This window comes from Candidatus Neomarinimicrobiota bacterium (assembly GCA_021734025.1).
Lineage (GTDB): Bacteria > Fidelibacterota > JAANXI01 > JAANXI01 > JAANXI01 > JAANXI01.
Genome location: JAIPJS010000020.1, coordinates 12,878 through 33,278, shown reverse-complemented (window position 1 = coordinate 33,278; position 20,401 = coordinate 12,878). Strand labels below are relative to the sequence as shown.

Annotated in this window: 13 protein-coding genes; 2 read left to right on the top strand and 11 right to left on the bottom strand. The window is 51.9% G+C overall.

All coding sequences use genetic code 11. The annotated features are described in order from the left end of the window. Nucleotides 1-1,002 precede the first annotated feature (1,002 nt). Nucleotides 1,003-2,463 carry a glycogen synthase GlgA gene (gene glgA / locus K9N57_15455; protein MCF7805580.1) on the bottom strand — a complete coding sequence of 487 codons (1,461 nt, stop codon included), beginning with the start codon at nucleotides 2,461-2,463 and terminating at the stop codon, nucleotides 1,003-1,005. Between the two features lie 175 nt (nucleotides 2,464-2,638). Next, nucleotides 2,639-4,273 (bottom strand): glycoside hydrolase, encoded by a 1,635-nt coding sequence (locus K9N57_15450; GenBank protein MCF7805579.1) that lies wholly within the window; start codon nucleotides 4,271-4,273, stop codon nucleotides 2,639-2,641. Between the two features lie 547 nt (nucleotides 4,274-4,820). Here K9N57_15450 and pncA point away from each other — a divergent pair. Beyond that, nucleotides 4,821-5,525, top strand: a complete 705-nt coding sequence (gene pncA / locus K9N57_15445; protein MCF7805578.1) for a bifunctional nicotinamidase/pyrazinamidase — start codon at nucleotides 4,821-4,823, stop codon at nucleotides 5,523-5,525. A 2,044-nt stretch (nucleotides 5,526-7,569) separates the two neighbouring features. Here the strand turns inward: pncA and K9N57_15440 are convergent. The 9 genes from K9N57_15440 to lysW form a co-directional block, all read right to left on the bottom strand. Further along, nucleotides 7,570-8,070, bottom strand: a complete 501-nt coding sequence (locus K9N57_15440) for a 3-isopropylmalate dehydratase (GenBank protein MCF7805577.1) — start codon at nucleotides 8,068-8,070, stop codon at nucleotides 7,570-7,572. Beyond that, a complete protein-coding gene (locus K9N57_15435; protein MCF7805576.1) occupies nucleotides 8,070-9,407 on the bottom strand; it encodes a 3-isopropylmalate dehydratase large subunit in 1,338 nt (445 codons plus the stop codon). The genes K9N57_15440 and K9N57_15435 overlap by 1 nt, the downstream gene beginning before the upstream one ends. Then, the gene (gene lysS, locus K9N57_15430; GenBank protein ID MCF7805575.1) at nucleotides 9,404-10,576 is read right to left on the bottom strand and encodes a homocitrate synthase; all 1,173 of its coding nucleotides are present in this window, start codon (nucleotides 10,574-10,576) and stop codon (nucleotides 9,404-9,406) included. The genes K9N57_15435 and lysS overlap by 4 nt, the downstream gene beginning before the upstream one ends. Further along, entirely contained in the window at nucleotides 10,573-11,625 is a 1,053-nt protein-coding gene (locus tag K9N57_15425) for a [LysW]-lysine hydrolase (protein ID MCF7805574.1), read from the bottom strand. Before K9N57_15425 ends, lysS begins: the two co-directional genes overlap by 4 nt. After that, nucleotides 11,622-12,818 carry an aspartate aminotransferase family protein gene (locus tag K9N57_15420; protein ID MCF7805573.1) on the bottom strand — a complete coding sequence of 399 codons (1,197 nt, stop codon included), beginning with the start codon at nucleotides 12,816-12,818 and terminating at the stop codon, nucleotides 11,622-11,624. Before K9N57_15420 ends, K9N57_15425 begins: the two co-directional genes overlap by 4 nt. Nucleotides 12,819-12,829: 11 nt before the next feature. Continuing rightward, a complete protein-coding gene (locus K9N57_15415) occupies nucleotides 12,830-13,678 on the bottom strand; it encodes a [LysW]-aminoadipate kinase (protein ID MCF7805572.1) in 849 nt (282 codons plus the stop codon). A 169-nt stretch (nucleotides 13,679-13,847) separates the two neighbouring features. Next, nucleotides 13,848-14,879: an N-acetyl-gamma-glutamyl-phosphate reductase gene (gene argC / locus K9N57_15410; GenBank protein MCF7805571.1), complete on the bottom strand. Its 1,032-nt coding sequence runs from the start codon at nucleotides 14,877-14,879 to the stop codon at nucleotides 13,848-13,850. Next, a complete protein-coding gene (lysX, locus tag K9N57_15405) occupies nucleotides 14,873-15,763 on the bottom strand; it encodes a lysine biosynthesis protein LysX (protein MCF7805570.1) in 891 nt (296 codons plus the stop codon). Before lysX ends, argC begins: the two co-directional genes overlap by 7 nt. A gap of 21 nt (nucleotides 15,764-15,784) precedes the next feature. Further along, nucleotides 15,785-15,961 carry a lysine biosynthesis protein LysW gene (gene lysW, locus K9N57_15400; protein MCF7805569.1) on the bottom strand — a complete coding sequence of 59 codons (177 nt, stop codon included), beginning with the start codon at nucleotides 15,959-15,961 and terminating at the stop codon, nucleotides 15,785-15,787. An 805-nt stretch (nucleotides 15,962-16,766) separates the two neighbouring features. Between lysW and K9N57_15395 the strand changes: the two genes are divergently transcribed. After that, complete coding sequence (locus K9N57_15395; protein MCF7805568.1) at nucleotides 16,767-20,225, top strand: alpha-amylase; 3,459 nt, start codon at nucleotides 16,767-16,769, stop codon at nucleotides 20,223-20,225. Nucleotides 20,226-20,401 lie beyond the last annotated feature (176 nt).

Here is a 20,401-nt window from a genome sequence, read left to right as displayed (position 1 = left end):
AAAGTACCCAAAAGGGCTTGGAAACTCAGAACTCGCACACTTATAACTAATTATGGTCTTTCATAAAAGATCGCAACGCACATTTTATGCGCACAGATTTCTATCAGGGTGCTCAGACACTGAGTTTCCGGCAAAAACAACATCAATAGATTTTGATGCTGGAATTCGCCAGAAGTGATTTTTGTTTAGATGACCTCCCCATCTCTTTCGTCTCGATGCCCGGCGCACCGAGAACAGGGCAACTCAGCTGTCTGACCGGAGGGAGTTCTGAGTTGCCCCGAGGCAGCCGTTGGCATCGCAGAAAGAGATGGGGCTGTCTTGATTTTTTCTCCACTTTTAGCGTCCAAGTGTTCCGCACAAGCGCATCAAGGCAAAAGTGGAAGGAGTAAACTGTATTGACAATTATTACTGGATGACTCCAAAGCCAAAGACATCTTGAGCGATCCCGTCCTGGCGGGAGAGTCGTCCAATAGGGATCCCTCCGGGGAAGAATCTCGCCGATTCCCTATCTATGACTTTTTCAGGCGATTCCTTCCAGGAACTGTACCGCATTTTTAAAAGGTACTTTTGTTAGCCCCAAGAGTACCCAAAAGGGTTTGCCCCAACGGGATCCCCATGGGAGAAACTCAAAACTCGCACACTTATACCTAATAATGGGTTTTCATAAAAAATCGCAACACACATTTTATGCGCACAGGTTTCTATCAGGGTGCTCAAACACTGAGTTTCCGTTTAAAAAACAAAGAACCGTTTCTATTGGCCTTGGGATTAATTTTGTAGGTACTTCTCCTGAGCGGAAGACAGCCAGAACCGACTGTGTGACCGAAGGGAGTTTCGGTTCTGGCCTGGAGCGAAGGATAGTCCCGTAGGGATCCCTGGTGGGGAAGTACTATAAATTAATCCCACCGCCTTGATTTTTTGCATCCTTTTGTATCAAGACAAAAGGATGATATAACGAGATTCCTCGACTCACTCTGTTCGCTCGGAATGACTGTTTCCCTTTTACTCCAATACACTTTCATAGAGATCGATGTACTTCCCGGCACTCACTTCCCACGAAAAATCACACCGCATGGCGTTATCCCGGAGAAATTTCCAGAGCGCCTTGTTCCGAAAGGTACGGATAGCCCGCTCAATAGCCTCCATCATGGCTTCCGACGTGTACTCGTCAAAAGAAAAGCCGTTCCCTTCCTTGGTTTCGCTGTCAAAGTTATCGATGGTGTCCGCCAGTCCGCCGGTGGCGTGGACAATCGGAATGGTACCGTATTTCAGGCTGTACATTTGGTTCAGTCCGCACGGCTCGTATTTGGACGGCATCAGGAACATATCCGAACCGGCCTCAATGAGGTGTGCCATGGGATTATTGTACGCAAAATTCACCGCTACCTTGTCCGGATATTCTTCTTTGGCTTCCTCAAAGAGATAATGGTACTTCTTGGCGCCGGTTCCCAGCACGATCAGACGAATATCAAGATCCAGCAAATCTTGCAGCGCCTCGTCGATGAGATCGAGACCTTTCTGATCCACAAGCCGGGAAACCATGCCAATAATCGGCGTAGTGCGCTCCGCCATTATCCGGTTCTTGCGCAGGAGCTCATCCCGGTTCTTTTTCTTGCCGCTGATTTCTTTGGCGGAATAATTATACGGAATCAGCGAGTCGTTCTCCGGCGACCACTCGCTGTAATCCACGCCGTTCAGGATGCCGGACACGTCTTTTTTCCGCTTCTTGATCTCATCCTGCAAACCGAAGCCGTATTCTTCCGATGACATGATCTCCCTGGCATAAGTTGGACTCACCGTATTGATCTTGTCCGCGTATCGGAGCGCGACTTTCATGAAATTGACGTCGCCATTCCAATCGAATGCCCCGTTATCGGAATACGCCTTTTCCGGGAATACTGTTTTATTGAGCACCGATTTGTTGTGGATGCCCTGGTAGCCCATGTTGTGAATTGTAAAGATGCTTTTAATGTCCGCAAGCTCCGGTGTATCAAACTCCGTCTCCCTGAGATATGCCGGCAGAAGCGCAGTATGGTGGTCGTTGCAGTGCAGGATGTTTGGCATCCATTCCGACCGCTCCAGCCACTGAAGAATTGCCTGCATGAAGAAGATAAACCGTTCCGCTTCGTCCGGAAATCCTTCACCGGTTTTGGAATCGACATACACCCCATCCCGGTCGAAAAATTCTCTGTTGCGGACAAAGATGACCTCTACCCGGTCCGTATCCGGCAGCACCGTACTGATAAGATCTGCCTTGTACGATTCGTTGCCAACGGGGACATCAAAGCTATCCACATCTTTGATAACATAGTCTTCAAACGGTATCGTGGCATAGCCCGGCGTGATAATCCTGGTTTCAACATCTAGGTTTTCCAGCGCTTTGGGGAGCGCGCCAGCGACGTCGGCCAAGCCCCCGACCTTGGAAAACGGCGTCACTTCTGCAGTAGCGAACAGTATCTTCATCTTCCTCTGTCTTCTCCTCTTCAATTTTTCATAACTATTGAAATTAAAATGGAGAATTGTGGGATGATTTCCAATGAATAATTAGGCGGGATTCTCCGCCGAATGAAGCCTGCCCAGAAAACCATGCATCTGTCCCGCCGTGGCGGGATGGTTTTCCGGATGGCGGGATCAAGTATTACGGTTCTGTGATATTCCGTTTGAGATACGGCGGAAGCGATGCGTCCAGTTCTTCATAAACAATCCGGAGTGCATTACAGAACAGCAGGTCGAACACCTCATCGTGATCGGAATTATTGTGGTGCCCATACCACCAGAACCAATCGCTGCCCTCGGCCTGTAAAATAGCCTGCTCTACCTTCTCCGGAATGTCTTTGCCAGCCTGTCGCTTTTGCTCTACCAAATTGAGCGCATCGTTCAAGGCATCCCAGGCCGCGTTCTTTTCCGGATGGCCGATCCAGATATGATAGTCCGCGCCGATCCATGAGCCGGGATGCAGCCACTGGAGCTCCCGCTGCACTTCTGCTCTCTCCATTTGCTCCCGGAAAGTGGTCGTCTGAATCCGCTCCGATTCTGCCAGAGATGTGTAGAGCGCATCGAAGAACGGTTTTCCGTTCTCCTCAAAATGCTCCCACGCATTTTCGCCATCCATGGTAATTACCGCCACATAGGGATATCCATCATCCGGCAGCGATTCGTCAATCCTGTGCAGGTGCCCCATAAAATCTGTCACGGCTGCATCTGCCGACTTGTCTGCGTAATCGAAGCCGATCAAATCCGACAATCCCTGATCCCGGAAGAAAATGGTCATATCTCCCTGTTCCGTGGAAAACCGATACGGCTGATACATATCCTCACTCTTTAGAGGGGCGGGATCAGTATTCCGGGACAGCGAGCGTGCCAAAACATTACTGTCCGTGGAAATCCATTGGATCCCCTGCTCCGCCAGCAATTCGGCGGTGGCTTCACTCACCGAGCCTTCGGACGGCCACATGCCGGCGATTTCCCAGCCGGCGATTTCCTTCAATACCTGTTTCCCCAGGTGAATTTGTTTGCGCGCTTCCTCCGGATGCCGGAACCGCTTCTGCGGCAAATGCACGCCCGGCATGGAAATCCGCGCCACGTCGGAATCAATGAGCAGGGGCAGAATCGGGTGTGCATACGGCGTCCCGGTGATTTCGATCTGTCCGGATTTCTGCAACGCGTCGTACTGTTCCAGGACGTTTCGGAGGGCGGTTTCATGAATTTCGAGCAACTTCTTCTTATCGGCCTCGGTGAAATTCTCATCCTTCTCAACCAAAGATTGCACTTCCGGGAGGGATCGCAGCTGTTCACCTGTCCATCCCAGCAGGAACCAGACCTGCAGGTCGCGGAAATCCCGCGCTTTGAATTTATTTCGAACCGTATTCAGTGTAACGGCAGTGGTATCGTCACCCCGCATTTCCAGAAGTTCGGTATATCGCTCGGAGCGATTGATGATCCGCTTCTCATTGGTCATAAAGAATTCCTGCAGAAGGAAAAATTGCTCCTCAGCAGTCAGAGCATCCGCAGGCTTTTGCGTAAGATTCAGGTGCTTCTCCGAAACGGTGTCGAAATCATTGTATTCTTCTATCTGTTTCAGCAGAGATGGGACAAAATTCACCACGCCCTTTACTTCCGGATGGCGCTCCAGATGCCAGGCCATATCGGTATAATCTTTGGTGGTGTGTAAACGTGACCACGGTAACAGGTATTCACCCGTAGATTGGTCTTTATAAAACGGCTGATGCATATGCCACTGGAAAATCACGTAGAGCGGTTGAGAACGGGTCATAATAGTGTATATCTCTTTTTAATGATCGGTTAAATCAGGAAAAAATGCAGGCAAAATCACGAGTATTGATAGTAAATGTCATCGGAGTCCGGAATAATGTATTTACACTTCGTCAGTATTAATATTTCTTTTCATTTCTTCTCACTTGGTGAATTTAGATTGCCGGCGATGGAAGTGCAAACGGAATGCGGAAAAATGGAATTAGGTATAAGGTATAGGGGTATAGGGGTATAGGGGTATAAGGGTATAAGGGTATAAGGGTATAAGGGTATAAGGGTATAAGGGTATAAGGGAAAATTGACCGGAAACCGAAGACCAGAGCCGGGAGACCTGAAAGACAACAACCAACTACGAAAATCTCACAAACTCCCTATAACTCAGGACGGAGGACACGCGACGGTTTTAACCATAACACTGTAACACAATAACACTATAGCACACTTTTAAACTGGTTTCCCATTGATCTTCACTCCACCAACTTTTACGCTTGTATTGAAATGGAATAAGAAAAGGACATAAACCATAGATCATCGGAGAGGTGATTTCTATGAAACTTAAAGATGTCCAGCATCTGGATGAGGTACAGGTTAAAAACGGCGATGCGCTCATCGTGGTGGATATGCAGAACGACTTTATGCCCGGTGGAGCACTCGCCGTCGAGGATGGCGATTCGATAATCCCTGGGGTTAACAAACTCATGGAAAAATTTAACAGCAAAAACCTCCCCATTGTTTTCACCCAGGACTGGCACACCGAAAATCATCGCTCCTTCGCCAGCGCTCATGAGGGTAAGGAGCCGTTCGATCCATATGAGGAACCGGGCATCGGCCCGGTGCTCTGGCCGGATCACTGCGTGCAGGGCTCCGAAGGCGCGGACTTCCATCCGAATGTAAACACAACACTGCCGGATGCAATCGTCCGGAAAGGATATAACAAAAACAGGGACAGTTACTCCGGATTCGTGGAAAATGACCACGAAACCGAAACCGGACTGGACGGCTACCTCAGCAACCGGAAGATCAAACGGATATTCATCTGTGGACTGGCCATGGACTATTGCGCCTTTTTCACCGCAAAAGATGGCGCTGATAAGGGATATGAGGTCTTCTACCTCTCGGATCTCACACTCCCCGTCGGATCGCCGGAGGACAGCGTCTCCAACGCGCTTGAGACGATGAAAGCCAAGGGTGTAAAATTCGTAAAATCCAAAGACGTGAAGTTTAAAGATCCACACACGGTGAAGGCAGCGTAAAAAATTACTCGGTAATTAGCAAATTGTAGACCCTTTCAGGGGTTAAAACCCTGAAAGGGTTTTTTTTACACCTTATTCCCGTTCTCTCTCTTTACAATTTGTATGCCTTTTGTCCGCCTTGAAATAAAATTTCAAGGCTATTTTGAAAGCCTCGCAATCTCATTGCGAGGCGGAAACTAATTGAAGAATTACCCGTTTTTTCTTGAGACTTGTATGGAATACCTGGACATCAAAAAACGGGTAGAAAAAATCAAGGAAACTCAGAACCATCTGTCTTAGTTTTCACAAAAGAATGTCTTCCAAGCCCCGAAGGAGTGGAAAGTGAATAGCCCCGGGCTTTAGCCCGGGGATCAGGAGCCCTAAATATATTTTACCCCCCCATCGGCCGACAAGAAAAATGATAACATCGTTAATTACCCGTTTTTCTTGATATCCCCTGGGGATCCCTTCCGGGGAAAAAAGGGTAGAAAAATTCAAGGGAACTCAGAACTCTCCCGACCCGTCGGGATCAGACAGCTGAGTTTCCGTTCAAACACCCACAAAGTTTCCTTCCTGGCCTCGCTGTTCATTTTGGGCACCGCATCGACGAGCGGCGAATCGGCAGAACCAGCTGTCTGAGGGAGCGAAGCGACTGAGTTCTGGTTCTGCCACAGAGCAAGTCGGAAATGCGGTCAAAATGAATAGCGGAGCCTTGATTTTTTCCGCACTTTTTTCCCTTAGGGATCCCGTTGGGGTATCAAGAAAAAAGTGCGAATAGTATATAACGCTTGTCACAGATGCTTCATATAAATCGAATTTCTAGGCTATGAGTATGGATAATTGAGACAGTATTGTCTGCACATAAGCGAGAAGCCTTTCGTAGAGACGTTGCATGCAACGTCTTACCTGAAAACCGTTAAATCAGGGTAGGTATCGCCTTGGAGTAATTTGCCACAGAGATTCCAAGACTTTTCAATTATTACCCCGCAACCTTATTTCAAGTTAGAATCAGATAGTGGTATACCCGTTTTGTCTTGATACAAAACGGGCAGAAAAAATCAAGGAAACTCAGAACTCGCACTTCTATGCCGACAGATGGTCTTTCATTCAATATTTTACAGTGAAAATTCCGCTCCGATAGTTTCAATCCGGGTGCTCAGACAGCTGAGTTTCCGAATAAAAACGACCAAGAAGCCTTTACTAATGGCCTCCAAGATAATTTTGCTCTATCGGCCAATGATTGAAGGTAGCCAAAACCAGCCTGTTTGAGCGGAGCGAGTTTCTGGTTTTGGCCCCGGAGACCATTGCGGCCGATACCAAAATTATCTTGGCAGCCTTGATTTTTTGCGCACTTTTGTATCAAAACAAAAGTGCGATGCGAGGGAATGTCCTTTTGGTAACAATTGTTACTGGATGAGTTTACATTGAAAATCCTCCTGAGCGATCCCGCCCTGGCGGGAGAGTCGTCCCACAGGAATCCCTTCCGGGGAAGGATCTCGGCAAGATTTCTCCATGCTTAGTTTTTATGAAATTCCTCGACTCTTCAGAAAATAAAAACCGATGTCAAGTACCGAAGGAAAGTCAGATGAAAAGCTTCAGGATTTCGAAAGAAAGATCTCTTAAATGCAGCACATAGCTCAGTAGCCTGAATACAGCCAGGGAGTCCATCGGGGCAACAGAAAAATGGTAACATCGTTAAATACCCGTTTTGTCTTGATACAAAACGGGCAGAAAAAATCAAGGAAACTCAGAACTCGCACTTCTACGCCGACAGATGGTCTTTCATTCAATATTTTACAGTGAAAATTCCGCTTCGATAGTTTCTATCCAGGTGCTCAGACAGCTGAGTTTCCGAATAAAACCACAAAAAAACATTTACTAATGGCTGCCCCGACATACACAGTCATCCTGAGCGAGCGGAGCGAGTCGTCCCAAAGGGATCCCGCTGGGGAAGGGTCTCGTTAATTTACCTTGAGAGTTAATCTTACGAGATTCCTCGGTGCGTCCGGTCTCCGCCGGACTTACTCGGAAAGACTCCTGTTATAATTGGAGGTGGGATTTGAGATTATTCCCGCGCCAACCGCTCCCTCGTATACGGCAACAACCCACCAGCATTAAAGATCTCCACCACCGAAACCGGGAACGCCGGGAAGCGGAATTCCCGATCATTTGCACGAATAACTCCGTCTTTGAGATGGACGGCAATCGTATCGCCCTCTTCTACGTTATCCACCAGGTCGGGACAGGTAATCGCCGGCAGCGCATTGTTGATGCAGTTCCGGTAGTAAATCCGTGCAAAGGATTTGGCAATGATAGCGCCGACGCCTGCCTCCTTCAGGCAGGTCACCGCCTGCTCCCGGCTGGATCCGTTGCCCCAGTTGGAGCCGCCGACGATGATATCGCCCGCATTCACATTTTCAGCAAAATCGGGATCAAGATCTTCCAGTGCGTGTTTGGCCATCTCAGATGGGTCGCTGATGGTATAGGTGTACTTCCCGGGGAAGATCACGTCGGTGTTTACGTCATCGCCGTATTTCCAGATTTTGCCTTCGATTACGTTCTCCATCAGACTTCCACCTCTTCCTTGATATTTTCCGGATTCGTGATATATCCCGCCAGTGCGCTGGCTGCCACCACCGCCGGATTCGCCAGATAGATCTCCGCATCTCTGGTGCCCATGCGTCCCTGGAAATTACGGTTCGCGCTGCTGATACAGACCTCACCGGGAGCCAGCACGCCCATGTGATTCCCCATGCAGGCGCCGCAGCCCGGCGGACTTATCACCGCACCGGCCTTCACCAGATCGCTGGTATACCCAAGATCCGTAGCCTGCTCCAAAACTTCAGATGACGCCGGTACGACCATCAGCCTGGTATTCGGCGAAATTCGTTTGCCCCGGAGGACTTCCGCCGCAGCGGCGATGTCGGACAGCCGGCCGTTGGTGCAGGTGCCGATGTACGCCTGATGCACCCGCGTCCCCTCCATCTCGGAGAGCGGCACCACATTGTCCACGGTATGCGGCTTCGCCACCACCGGCTCAATCTCACTGAGGTCAAAATCGATGGTACGATCGTACTCGGCGTCTTCATCCGGGTAAAGCACCAACTCCTCGATTCGCTGGCGGCACGATTCCACCGAATCGCCAGTGCGCTTCGCCAGCCGCGCTGCCAGCCAGTCGAATACACTCTCATCCGGCTCAAGGTAGGCGTTCTTAGCGCCGAACTCCGCCATCATATTAATGAGCACCATCCGGTCTTCCACGGTGAACTGTGACACACCGTCGCCTGTAAATTCCACGGATTTATACAGCGCACCGTCGGCTCCGAATTGTCCGATGAGACTCAGCGCCACATCCTTGGAGGTTGCTCCGTTACTCAACTCCCCGGTCAATCGTACGCGAATCGTCTCCGGTACCCGGAGCCAGAGTTCGCCGGCTGCCCAGGTGGCAGCCATCTCGCTGCGACCAATACCGGTTCCAAAGGCTCCCATCCAGCCGAAGTGCGGCGTGTGGGAGTCGGCGCCCAAGATAATCTGTCCTGGCAAAATCAGCGCCTCTTCGCTGAGTACCTGGTGACAAATCCCTCGCCCGACTTCGAAAAAATGTGAAATACCTTGTTCCTTCACGAATTCCCGGATCTTCGAATGATTCTCCGCGTGCTTCACCGTCGGCGCCGGCGCTGCATGATCCAGGGTGATAGCCAGTTTTTCCGGATCCCAAACATCCGTCACACCCAGCGACTCAAAATATCCCCGAATGGCTGCGCTGTTATCGTGGCTCAGAGCGCGATCCGGTGTGACGTCCACCACTTCACCGATTTCGGCGTACTCCTGGCCAGCGCCTCTGGCGAGGACTTTCTGGACAAAGGTCTGCGACCGGCTACTTCCGTTAGTTTGATTACTCATTGCGCCTCCACCACCTCCGAGACTGCTTCCGACAGGCTCACATCATTTTCCGCCACGTGATGGAGCATAGCGTCCACGTCATCCAGGGTCAGATGCTGATCGTCGGCCAGGGTTTTAATCTTCTGCGTGAGCGCCTTGACTGCCTCATCTTCCATGGAAAGCCCCAGCTGCTGGGCCCGCTGGCGGACAGCGTTCCAGCCGGTCAACCGATGCGCAATATGGATATAGCGACTCAGGCCGAAGTCTTCCGGTTTCAAAATTTCATAAGTCGCCGGATTGTTCAGGATCGCCTTGGCGTGGATGCCAGCCTTGTGGGTAAATGCTGAGTAACCGGTGATGTAGTTGTTAAACGGCACGTCCACGTTTACCAACTCCGCCACGTGGTGATCCAGTTCATCCAGTTTGGTAATGTCATACTTTTCCACCAGCGATTTATCTGTGGCGTAGAGTCTGGCGATCAATCCACCCAGCGGCGTAATGCCGTTCCGCTCGCCGATGCCCAGCACGCTGGTATCGATGTGCGTGGCGCCGCCCTGCAGCGCCATAAAGGCGTTGGCAATGGCGCATCCGCTGTCGTTGTGTCCGTGAAATTCGATGTCGCAGGCCACCCGGGAACGTAACTCTTTGACCAGTTCGTATATTTCCAGTGGTGTTCCGACGCCCACGGTATCGGCGATACCGACCCGGTCGACGCCGAATTCGTCCACGGCTTCGTAGACCCGGAACAGGTCTTCGTTCTCAGAGCGGAGACTGTCCTCGGTGCTGAAGCGGACTTCCACATTCTGGGACTTCAGGTAATCGATCACCTCCAGCGCCAGGTCGATGATCTGGTCTATCGATTTCCCGTGGCTGAACTCTCTCAGATATGAGGATGTCCCAATCACAACATCCACGCCATCCACACCTGTTTCTACTGCGATTTTGGCATCGCTCACAGTACAGCGGGTGTGCGTCAGGATCTTCGCACGGTAGTTTTGTTTGGTGATCTCCTCAATGTCCGCCTTGCTCTGCGGCGACGCACATGGCGACGTGAGTTCCAGATATTCCACGCCAAAATCGTCCAGCAGTTCGGCGATGTGCTTTTTCTGCCCGGTGGTGAAAAACGCGTTTACAAACTGCTCACCCTCGCGCAGCGTCGATTCGATAATTGAGTATTCGCCGATTTTCATGTTCGTTCCTCCCGTGCGGTTTCGTGTAATACAGTTGTCAATACTGCAATGCTTCGTTCATATTCGTTTAAATCAAGATGTTCGTTCGGCGTGTGATCCAGGCCGGAATCTCCGGGCCCGTACGCCAGTATCGGGCAGTTCCAGACCGGCCCGACCACGTTCATATCGCTGGTACCGGTTTTTACCTTGAATCGCGGCCGGCTGCCCTCCGCCCTGATGCCCTTCATAAACGCCCGGTGCAGCGGCGTCCTCCTGTCTCCGGCGTACGCCGGTACCGATTCTTTGACGGTGATAGCGCCATCTGCTCCGGGTAAATTCCGTAAATCTTCAATCAACTGTTCCGGTTCCAGAGATGGCGGGAGCCGGAAGGTAAACCGGGCTTCCATCCGCTGGGTATTCTCCGGTTCACTCGTGGCCATATGCGGAATTCGACTCTGGAGCCGCTGAAAAATTCCGTCTGTATCTTCATTGAATTCGGCAACGTAGGACTGAATACCGTTCCAGAGATGGATAGTGTCTTCCGCCACGGAGGTCTCGTCCGCCGCCGGATGCGCGGTCGGCTTTTCCGCGGAATATTCCATCACTACACGGCCCTTGTATCCCAGGGTGACTGCATCCCAGCCGCTGGGTTCACCGATGATGCAGTAATCCGGGCGATATTCATCTGCGATCGCTCGAGCGCCCTTTGAAGTGTGAATCTCTTCCTCAACCGCGCCAATCACAATAATTCGCTGATTGTCCGCTCCAGCGTTTGCCGCCGCAGAGATAAACGTGGCCAATGCGCCCTTGGCATCCACCGATCCACGTCCGTACAGGATGTCATCCTCGATGCGGACTTCCGGCCCGCCGGGGACGGTATCCATGTGTCCCAGCAGAACTATTTCTCCGGGGCCGTCGCCGATAACTCCGATGGCATTCCCGGCGGAATCGATATGAGCATCGAAGCCCATATCATTCATGGACTCGACAAGAAACTCCGCTACCGCGCGTTCGTCGCCGCTGACGCTGGGGATTTCGACCATCCGGTGGAGTAATTCCCTGGGATTCATCCCTGCTCCGATGCTTTCCTTGTGGGCATGGTTCTGTCCTGCAGGATTGCGACCGTCTCCTCCAGCACGAATTCCCACTCCTCTTCCGGAATATTCAGCGGTGGCAGGAAGCGCAGGATGGTCGATCCCGCCGGCAGCGCCAGAATGCCACGCTCCATGAGTTCCTTCAGTACCGGCGTCACCCGCCGACGCAACTCAATGCCGATCATTAGACCAAATCCGCGTATTCCGCGAATGATTTGGGTGTCCTCCAATTCTTCCGAAAGATATTCAAGTGCTTTGGCGCCAAGTTCTTTTGAGCGCGCCGGTAGATTCTGCTCCTCCAGAATACCCATAGTCGCAAGGCTCACGGCGCTGGCCAGCGGATTTCCGCCGAACGTGGAACCATGAATCCCGTTCGAAAATGGCTCAACTGATTCCCTGAACACCATAGCGCCCATGGGAAATCCACCCGCAATGCCTTTCGCCAGAGTCAGCACATCCGGAACCACATTATGATGTTGGAACGCGAACCATTCGCCGGTGCGGCCGAATCCGGTCTGTATCTCATCGAAAATTAGCAGAGTGCCGGTTTCGTCACACTGCTCCCGCAACGCTTCCAGGTAGGCTGAGTCTGCCGGAATCACCCCGCCTTCGCCCTGCACAGGCTCCACCACAACTGCGGCGGTCTCCTCGGTGATCGCCTCCTGTGCTGCCTCAATATTATTCAGCGGAATGTGATTCACATCCGGCACCAGCGGTTCAAACGGTTTACGGTATTTTTTACGCCAGGTGAGACTCAGTGATCCGAACGTCCGGCCGTGAAAGCACCGCATGGTGGCGATAATTTCTGATCTTCCGGTGGCATGACGGGCCAGCTTCAGCGCTGCCTCCACAGCTTCCGTGCCGGAGTTGGTGAGAAATGCTCTGGAAAAATTGGCATCGTCCAGATGATTGCAATTATGAATGAGTCGTTCAAGTAGCCGCGCTCGCTGATCGTTGGAAAAAGAGTTCGAGCAGGCCATCAATCGCTGGGACTGCTCGTGCATGGCGTCGACAATCACCGGATGTGCATGGCCCAGTATCGCCGCACCGTGACCGGCAACGCAATCTACATAAGAGTTGCCCTCGTCATCGAAAATTCTTGCGCCTTCCCCGTGGGTTAGCGTGATGCCGCGTAATCCGTACGCGCCGCTTCCGTACTGCTCTTCCATCTCATGGGAGTTCACTGTTCAACCCCTTCCTGGTTTTCCTCGTTTACCGCATCCTGCTCAAATCGCGTTCCCTCGCCGGAAAACACCGTTGCCAACGGATTGGAAGTATTGCTGGCCCCAATGAAGACCCTGCCGACACCCCCGTCTAGTGCTTCACTGGCGGCCAGCAATTTGATTCGCATGCGTCCTTCCGCATAATTCGATATCGCTTCCTTGATTCCCGAACGCGGTACAAAGTCAATTCGTGAGTCCGGATCGTCCGCATCGGCAAGCAGCCCCGGCGCGCCGGTGAGCAGAATCAGTTCATCCGCTTTAAGGCTCCCGGCGATGGCCGCGGCGGCTCTGTCGCCGTCTACGTTGATAATTTCCTCCTCGGTGCTGATGGCCGGCGGAGAGACTACAGGAGCATAACCATTCTCCAAAAGAGTCCTCAGCAGATCAGCGTTCACGCTGGTTACCTTTCCGGTGTAATCGTCACGGATAATCCGCTGACGACCGTTCTCCTTCACGCGGATGGCCTTCTTCCGGGGACCGGACATGAGCCGGCCGTCCAGGCCGGAGAGTCCGACGGCGTTCACATCGTATTCCTGCAGCATCCGAACAATGGAGGTATTCACATCGCCAGTCACCACCATGGCAAAGATCTCCGCGGTGCGTTTGTCCGTCCGGCGGCTCCTGAAGCCGGATGACGATGTCACGAACTCCGGCGGATGATCCAGTGCGGTCGCCACCTCGTTGACGCGCGCCGATCCACCGTGCACCAACACCCAGCGTTCGCCGGATTGCCAGCGATCTGCTAGTTCCTTCACCAGCGGCTCGATGGCGTTACCCTCGCCGCCGCCTACCTTAATTACGTACATGCTCAATCCCTTCTATCATTCGAAATAATTCTAACAACTGCTTGCTTCTATCTCGTATTCTCGTTGAATTTCAACCCCTTTGGGGAGCCCTTGGATATCGTATATAGTATTTATCAAACCACACAACTCCATCTCTTCCCGCAAGGGATCCCGTTGGGACTGCCTCCCATCATACCGGATGCAGGCCCGAGAATCCGAGTCCGGCGCGCTCGTCAAATCCGTGCGCTACGTTCAGCGACTGGACGGCGCTGCCGGCGGCCCCCTTCATCAGGTTATCCAGCGCGCTCACCACCACGACGCGGTTCGAGCCCTCGTCCACCTGCCAGCCGATGTCACAGTAGTTGGAGCCAGCCAGAATCTTCGGCTCCGGAAACCGGTACACGCCGGCCCGATCCCTAATAATCCGGATGAAGGGTTCCTTCTTGTACGCATCCCGGTACATTCCAAAGATGTCTTTATTGGAGACTTCTTCACTGAGAAAAACGTGCGAAGTTGCGAGAATGCCACGCACCATATCGATGGCGGTCGCGGAAAAGTTTAATTGTTCTCTGGTGAGTCCCAGCTCCTGGATGACTTCCGCTTGGTGCCGGTGTCCCGTCGGTGCAAACGACCGGACGACGCCGGCCCGCTCTGGGTGATGGGACGACAGCGATGCGCTGGCGCCGCCTTCGCTGGAGCCGACTTTTATATCCACGGTTACGCTCTCAATCACGCCGGCGTTCGCCAGCGGATAGAGCGCCAGGTTGGTGGCGGTGGCGTTGCAGCCAACGCCGGAGATATACCGGGCGCCACGCAAGTTCTCCCGCTCCAGTTCTGGCAGTCCATACACGAATCGGCTCCGGTAATCCGGATTGTCGGTATAGGTATCGTACCACTCTTTGTGCCAGGCGGAGTCACGCAGCCGGAAGTCCGCCGAGCAGTCGATAATTGTGTCGGCCAGTTCCGCAAATCGTTCGATGTCACCGATAGCTTTTCCGTGAGGGAGACAGAGAAATAAAACGTCGGCCTTCTCCAGCTGGTCTATCGACCGAAACCGGAGCCGCGTCCGATCCCGCAGGTTGGGATGCAAGGTGGTAACCGATCGTCGGGAAAAGCGCTCCGAGGTAACCTGGGTGATCTTGCACTCCGGATGATCCAGCAGAATGCGGAGCAATTCGCCGCCAACATAGCCGGAACCGCCTACGATTGCCACGTCTAACATACCGCCTCCAGTTCCGCCTCTTCCTGCTCAGCAGCGGTTGCGCCTTCACCGACGGCGATAACATAATCGATAATCCGCGCCGGGATATCCACGCCGGTGGGTTCGATGGAGTTTCGGAATTCCATGGTATAGTTCACCTCATTTACCAGCAGACCGCGATCGCTTTCGAAGACGTCCACCGCAATCACACCGCCACCAATGGCGTCTGAGGTATTGCGAGACAGCTCAATGAGTTCGTCGCTCATGGGATGGTTATCCGCATGACCACCGCGGGAAGTGTTGGTGATCCAGTGATCGGACTCCCGCCGAATAGCGCAGATGGGTTCGCCGTCGATTACGAATGTCCGGAGATCCCGGCCGGGTTTCTCGATGTACTCCTGGATATAAAAGATGGCGTGCTGCACGCCGCCCAAAGTTTTCTTGTGCTCCAGGATTGATTCCGCCATATTCCGGCTGGTAATTTTGGCCTGCAAGCGCCCCCATGAACCGATGGCTGGTTTCAGCACTACCGGATAGCCCATGGTTTCGATAGCCTCCAGCGCGCTGTCCGGTGTATAAGCCACCATAAATTCCGGCTGTGGGATATCCGCTTCCTCAAGAAGAACGGAGGTTTCAATTTTATCTCCGCAAATCCGGGCAACCTCGTATTCATTCACCGTGGGAATCCCCAGCTTATTAAAAAATCCCAGCGATGTAAGCGCCCGGGAATGGCTGATTGAACGCTCCAGGATCACGTCAAACCGGGACCATTCGTCGATATTGGCTGAGCCGAATTGCAGCTCATCATCATAAATGGGTTCGTAGTTTACGCCCCGTTCCTCCAGCGCTTTGAACAGGAGTTTCTCTTCCACCCGAACCCGGCCGATTAATACTCCGACATGCATAACAGTCTGCTCCTTTGGTCTCTATTCGCCCCAGTCTTCTTCGATTTCCGGCGCCAGATCGATCTCCACCGGATCCGTAGACACGACTTCCAGCTCTACTCCGCACTCTTCGCACTGGATGATCTCATGCGCCATGACATCGGCATCCAGATTGACATCGCCGCCACATTCCGGGCAGGATACTGTCTGTGAACTCATTGTTGTTGCTCCTTTCGATTGGTGTTTGATTATAAGATACATAAAAAAAGCGCCGAACCCTTTTCGGGATTCGGCGCTTTTTAGTTAAATCTTATGTATGTAGAAATCAGTACAAGGCACCAAACCCCGGGTATGTAGTTTTATCCTTGGCCTTAGCCTTATACTGTTTCTTCAGCGAATCGGATAGAGTAATAATGACGGGACGCACTTCCGTTACCTCAGATCCATGTGCGTTAAAATTTTTAGTTATCTGTGCCATTATTTTTCTTTTTAATCCGTTTTCGTTTATGAGATTGTAAGAATAGAGATTAGAAAATTGGGTGTCAAGTGGTTTTTCCTCTACTGCGCTATCTATCCGGGGAGGGATCTCGTCAGTTTGTCTCCTGAGATTACTTCACGCGGTTCCTCGACTCACTTCGTTCGGTCGGGATGACTCAATTTTTTTATTCATGCTAGCACAGAAACAATGCCAGTCATCCTGAGCGAGCGTTCGATTCAATCAATCCGCAGCCAAAGGATCCCCGTTATTAATAACCATCCCTCCAACTATCTGATTGTGCATTCCACCCCACACTCCGGGAATTCCGAAATTTATACAGGGAGAAATATTTTGGGCGCCTTCGCTTCGCCCTTTCTTAAATCTTTATTTTGTAATCTGTGTTTTTCACTTATGAGTGGGGATTTAAGAAAATTTATATTTGGCCATCGGATATTCCATATGTCTATCAGACTTCACTGGACACAGACCCGCCTGCTGGTTAAAATAACAGATAATCTTTGCAGAGATGATTGCGGAAGGAGCACTATGAATTATTCCAGGCCAAATTACGAACTCTGGCGTGAACTTCACATATCACGGGAGGCAAGGGACAAATACCAGTTTGAACAGACGTTATTCGCCCAGCACGGGGATGCAATATTCGCCGATTTTCACACCGTCCGGAAATTCGCCCAGCGAATGAACGACAAACGGAACGTGGTGGAAATCCCCGAAAAAGCCGTGAACGCCGGCGATATCAATGGGATCGGCCTTATTCATGAAGTACTCCATTATATGATCGATCAATTCCGAAAACAGAAGAACAGCACGGTTTTCCCGGAGGCTCTGGAATATCTCCGGGAGAGAATTGGTGAAAAAGAACTTCGGAAAACACTGGAACGTTTTACCGATGCATTCCCGCCCATTAAAGTGTATCGCCAGGAACTTTCCGCGGCGGATTATCTGGAAAAGAGCACCGAATCCACTCCACACACTGAAGTAATGCTGGAAGAGGTGATCCTTCTCTGGCTCTCAAATATCAATCCGGCCTTGTCCAATTATCTCGAACTGTTCGACGATGACGATCTTGAAAAGGGTACGAAATATCTCGAAGCCCTCGAATCCCTGGACGATTTCTTCGAGACGCAGCCAAAATTCGGCCCCGAGAACCAGCAGCTGCTGGAAATGCTCCAGGCACCGGCAAAGGCATCACCCCACTCTATCTCTGGCCAGCTGGAATGGATTCGACAGCACTGGGGTTCTATCCTTGGCAAATATTTTTATCGCCTGCTCCGTGGGCTGGATTTTATCGAGGAGGAACGCAAAGCCCGATTCATCGGTTCCGGTCCAAGCCAAACATACGATTTTTCGGGCGAGCCGGATTACGAGCGATTCAGCGAAGATCTGGACTGGATGCCGAAGGTCGTCCTGCTGGCAAAAAATGTTTACGTCTGGCTGGATCAGCTCTCGAAGAAATACGAGCGGGATATCTCCAAGCTGAATCAGATCCCGGATGAGGAATTGGATATACTGAGTCGTTGGGGCATTACCGGCCTCTGGCTCATCGGGCTCTGGGAGCGGAGTCATGCCTCCAAGGAAATCAAGCAGATGATGGGCAATCCGGAGGCGGTCGCCTCGGCATATTCGCTCTATGATTATGTTATCGCTGACGAACTCGGCGGCGAAGAGGCCTACAACGATCTCCGGCGCCGGGCCAGAGAACGCAGCATCCGGATGTCCGGCGATATGGTGCCGAACCATGTGGGTATTGACGGCAGGTGGGTTATCGAACATCCGGACTGGTTCGTCCAGCTGGATTATCCGCCGTTCCCGGGTTATACCTTCAATGGGAAAGATCTAAGCCGAAGAGACGATGTCGGCATCTATCTGGAAGACCATTATTACGAGCGAAGTGACGCTGCCGTGGTCTTCAAGCGTGTCAATCACAACACCGGTGAGACGCGCTTCATTTATCATGGGAACGACGGCACCAGCATGCCGTGGAATGACACAGCCCAACTGAATTATCTCAACGAAGAAGTTCGGGAGGCGGTCATACAGACCATCTTACACGTGGCAAGGAAGTGCTCCATTATCCGTTTCGATGCGGCGATGACACTGGCGAAAAAGCACTATCAGCGACTCTGGTATCCTCAGCCGGGCACCGGTGGGGACATTCCGTCCCGCGCTGAGTACGGCATGACCAAAGAAGAATTCGACCGCGTCTTCCCCAAGGAATTCTGGCGGGAAGTCGTGGATCGTGTAGCCGAGGAAGAACCGGACACCCTGCTTTTGGCCGAGGCGTTTTGGCTGATGGAAGGATATTTCGTTCGGACCCTCGGCATGCACCGGGTGTACAACAGCGCCTTTATGCACATGCTGAAGGACGAAGAAAATTCGAAATATCGCGACACCATCAAAAATGTACTGGAGTTCAACCCTGAGATCCTGAAGCGGTTCGTGAACTTTATGAATAATCCGGACGAGGAGACGGCGGTCGCCCAGTTTGGCAAAGATGACAAATACTTCGGCACCTGCATCATGATGGTCACTATGCCCGGGCTGCCGATGATCGGCCACGGACAAATAGAAGGCTACACTGAGAAGTACGGCATGGAATACAAGCGGGCGTACCGTGACGAGACGCCGGACGACCATCTCATTCAGCGCCATGAACGGGAAGTTTTTCCTCTTATGAAAAAGCGGTACCTGTTCGCCGATGTTGAAAACTTCCAACTTTATGATCTGTTCGCACCGGAGGGACACGTCAACGAGAACGTCTTCGCCTACTCCAACCGTTCTGGTGATGAAAAGGGACTGGTGACCTACAATAACAAATTCGAAGATGCCAAGGGGTGGCTGCGGACTTCAGTTGGGCGCAGGACGTCTGATGGCAATCTTGTACAACAGTCCCTCGGCGAAGGACTCCACCTGAGCAACGACGATTCGTATTACTGCATCTTCCGTGATCATATCACTGGGATGGAGTACATCAGGAACAGTAAACAGTTGCACGAACAGGGATTGTACATCGAACTCGGCGCCTTCAAATATCAGGTGTTCCTGGATTTCCGGGAAGTCTATGATCAGGATGGCCAGTACCGGCAGCTGGCCGAATATCTGAACGGACGGGGAGTTCCCAGTGTGCAGGAGGCCCTCCGTGAAACCATGCTGCAGCCGTTACATGAGAAAGCCAGACCGATATTTAATGCAAAACTGTTTCGGACACTTCAAAAATTTGCGGCCGATTCCGATAAAATGGATTCGGACATACCATCCCAGCTGAAATCCCACCTCCGTGGCTTTCTGAAAGCGTTGAGTGAATATACTGGCAATGCGGAAGGAGTCGAACGGGTGCTTCCGGAAGCGATGGAAAGAATCAAAGCCGTGCTTACCATCGGAACTGCGACTGAGGAATCGGGTGCTGATTTGTCCAAAGAAGCGGCGGCAGATATTGAGAGGGTGCTGACACGGCTGGAAGAGAACCCCGACGCCCCGACAACCCTTTTGGCCTGGGCGCTCCTGAGCCGGATCGGCGGACTCGTCGCAGAGACTGACATCCCCGGAAGAAGCCGGACGTGGATTGATGAGTATCTGCTGGGGCAGCTGTTGGCCGATCTGTTTCGCCAGTTAGAGATTCCAGCCGACAGAATCGACAAATTGGTACGCACCGTCAAAATGCTCACCGTTGCTCAGGACTGGTATGATACGGAAGACGGAGAGCGGGCAGAAGCATATCGTATAATGGAATCGCTCCTGAAGCTGGAAGACGTTCGCTACTACCTCGGGCTGAACCGCCACCAGAATACACTCTGGTTTAACGATGAAGCGTTCGACACACTCACCCATTGGCTGCGCCTGATACTGCTCACCGATGCTCTTTCTGAGGAAGCCATAGACCGGTTTAACTCAGGCAATGATATTGTCCGGAAGTTCGAGCAGGCAAAGAAGGATTCAGGGTATAAGGTTGAGCAGTTGCTGGAAGAATTAAAGCGGGAAGTGTAGTTGCGGTAAAGTAGGAGTCATGACTCGTTAAAGAACCGCCGGAGGGCATCTCACGAGATTCCTCCGTTCACTAACGCTCAGTCGGAATGACTCCGTTTTTTCTTCAAGGGACTATATTATTCAATCATCCTGAGCGAGCGAAGCGAGTCGTCCTAAAGGGATCCCCGCGGGGGAAG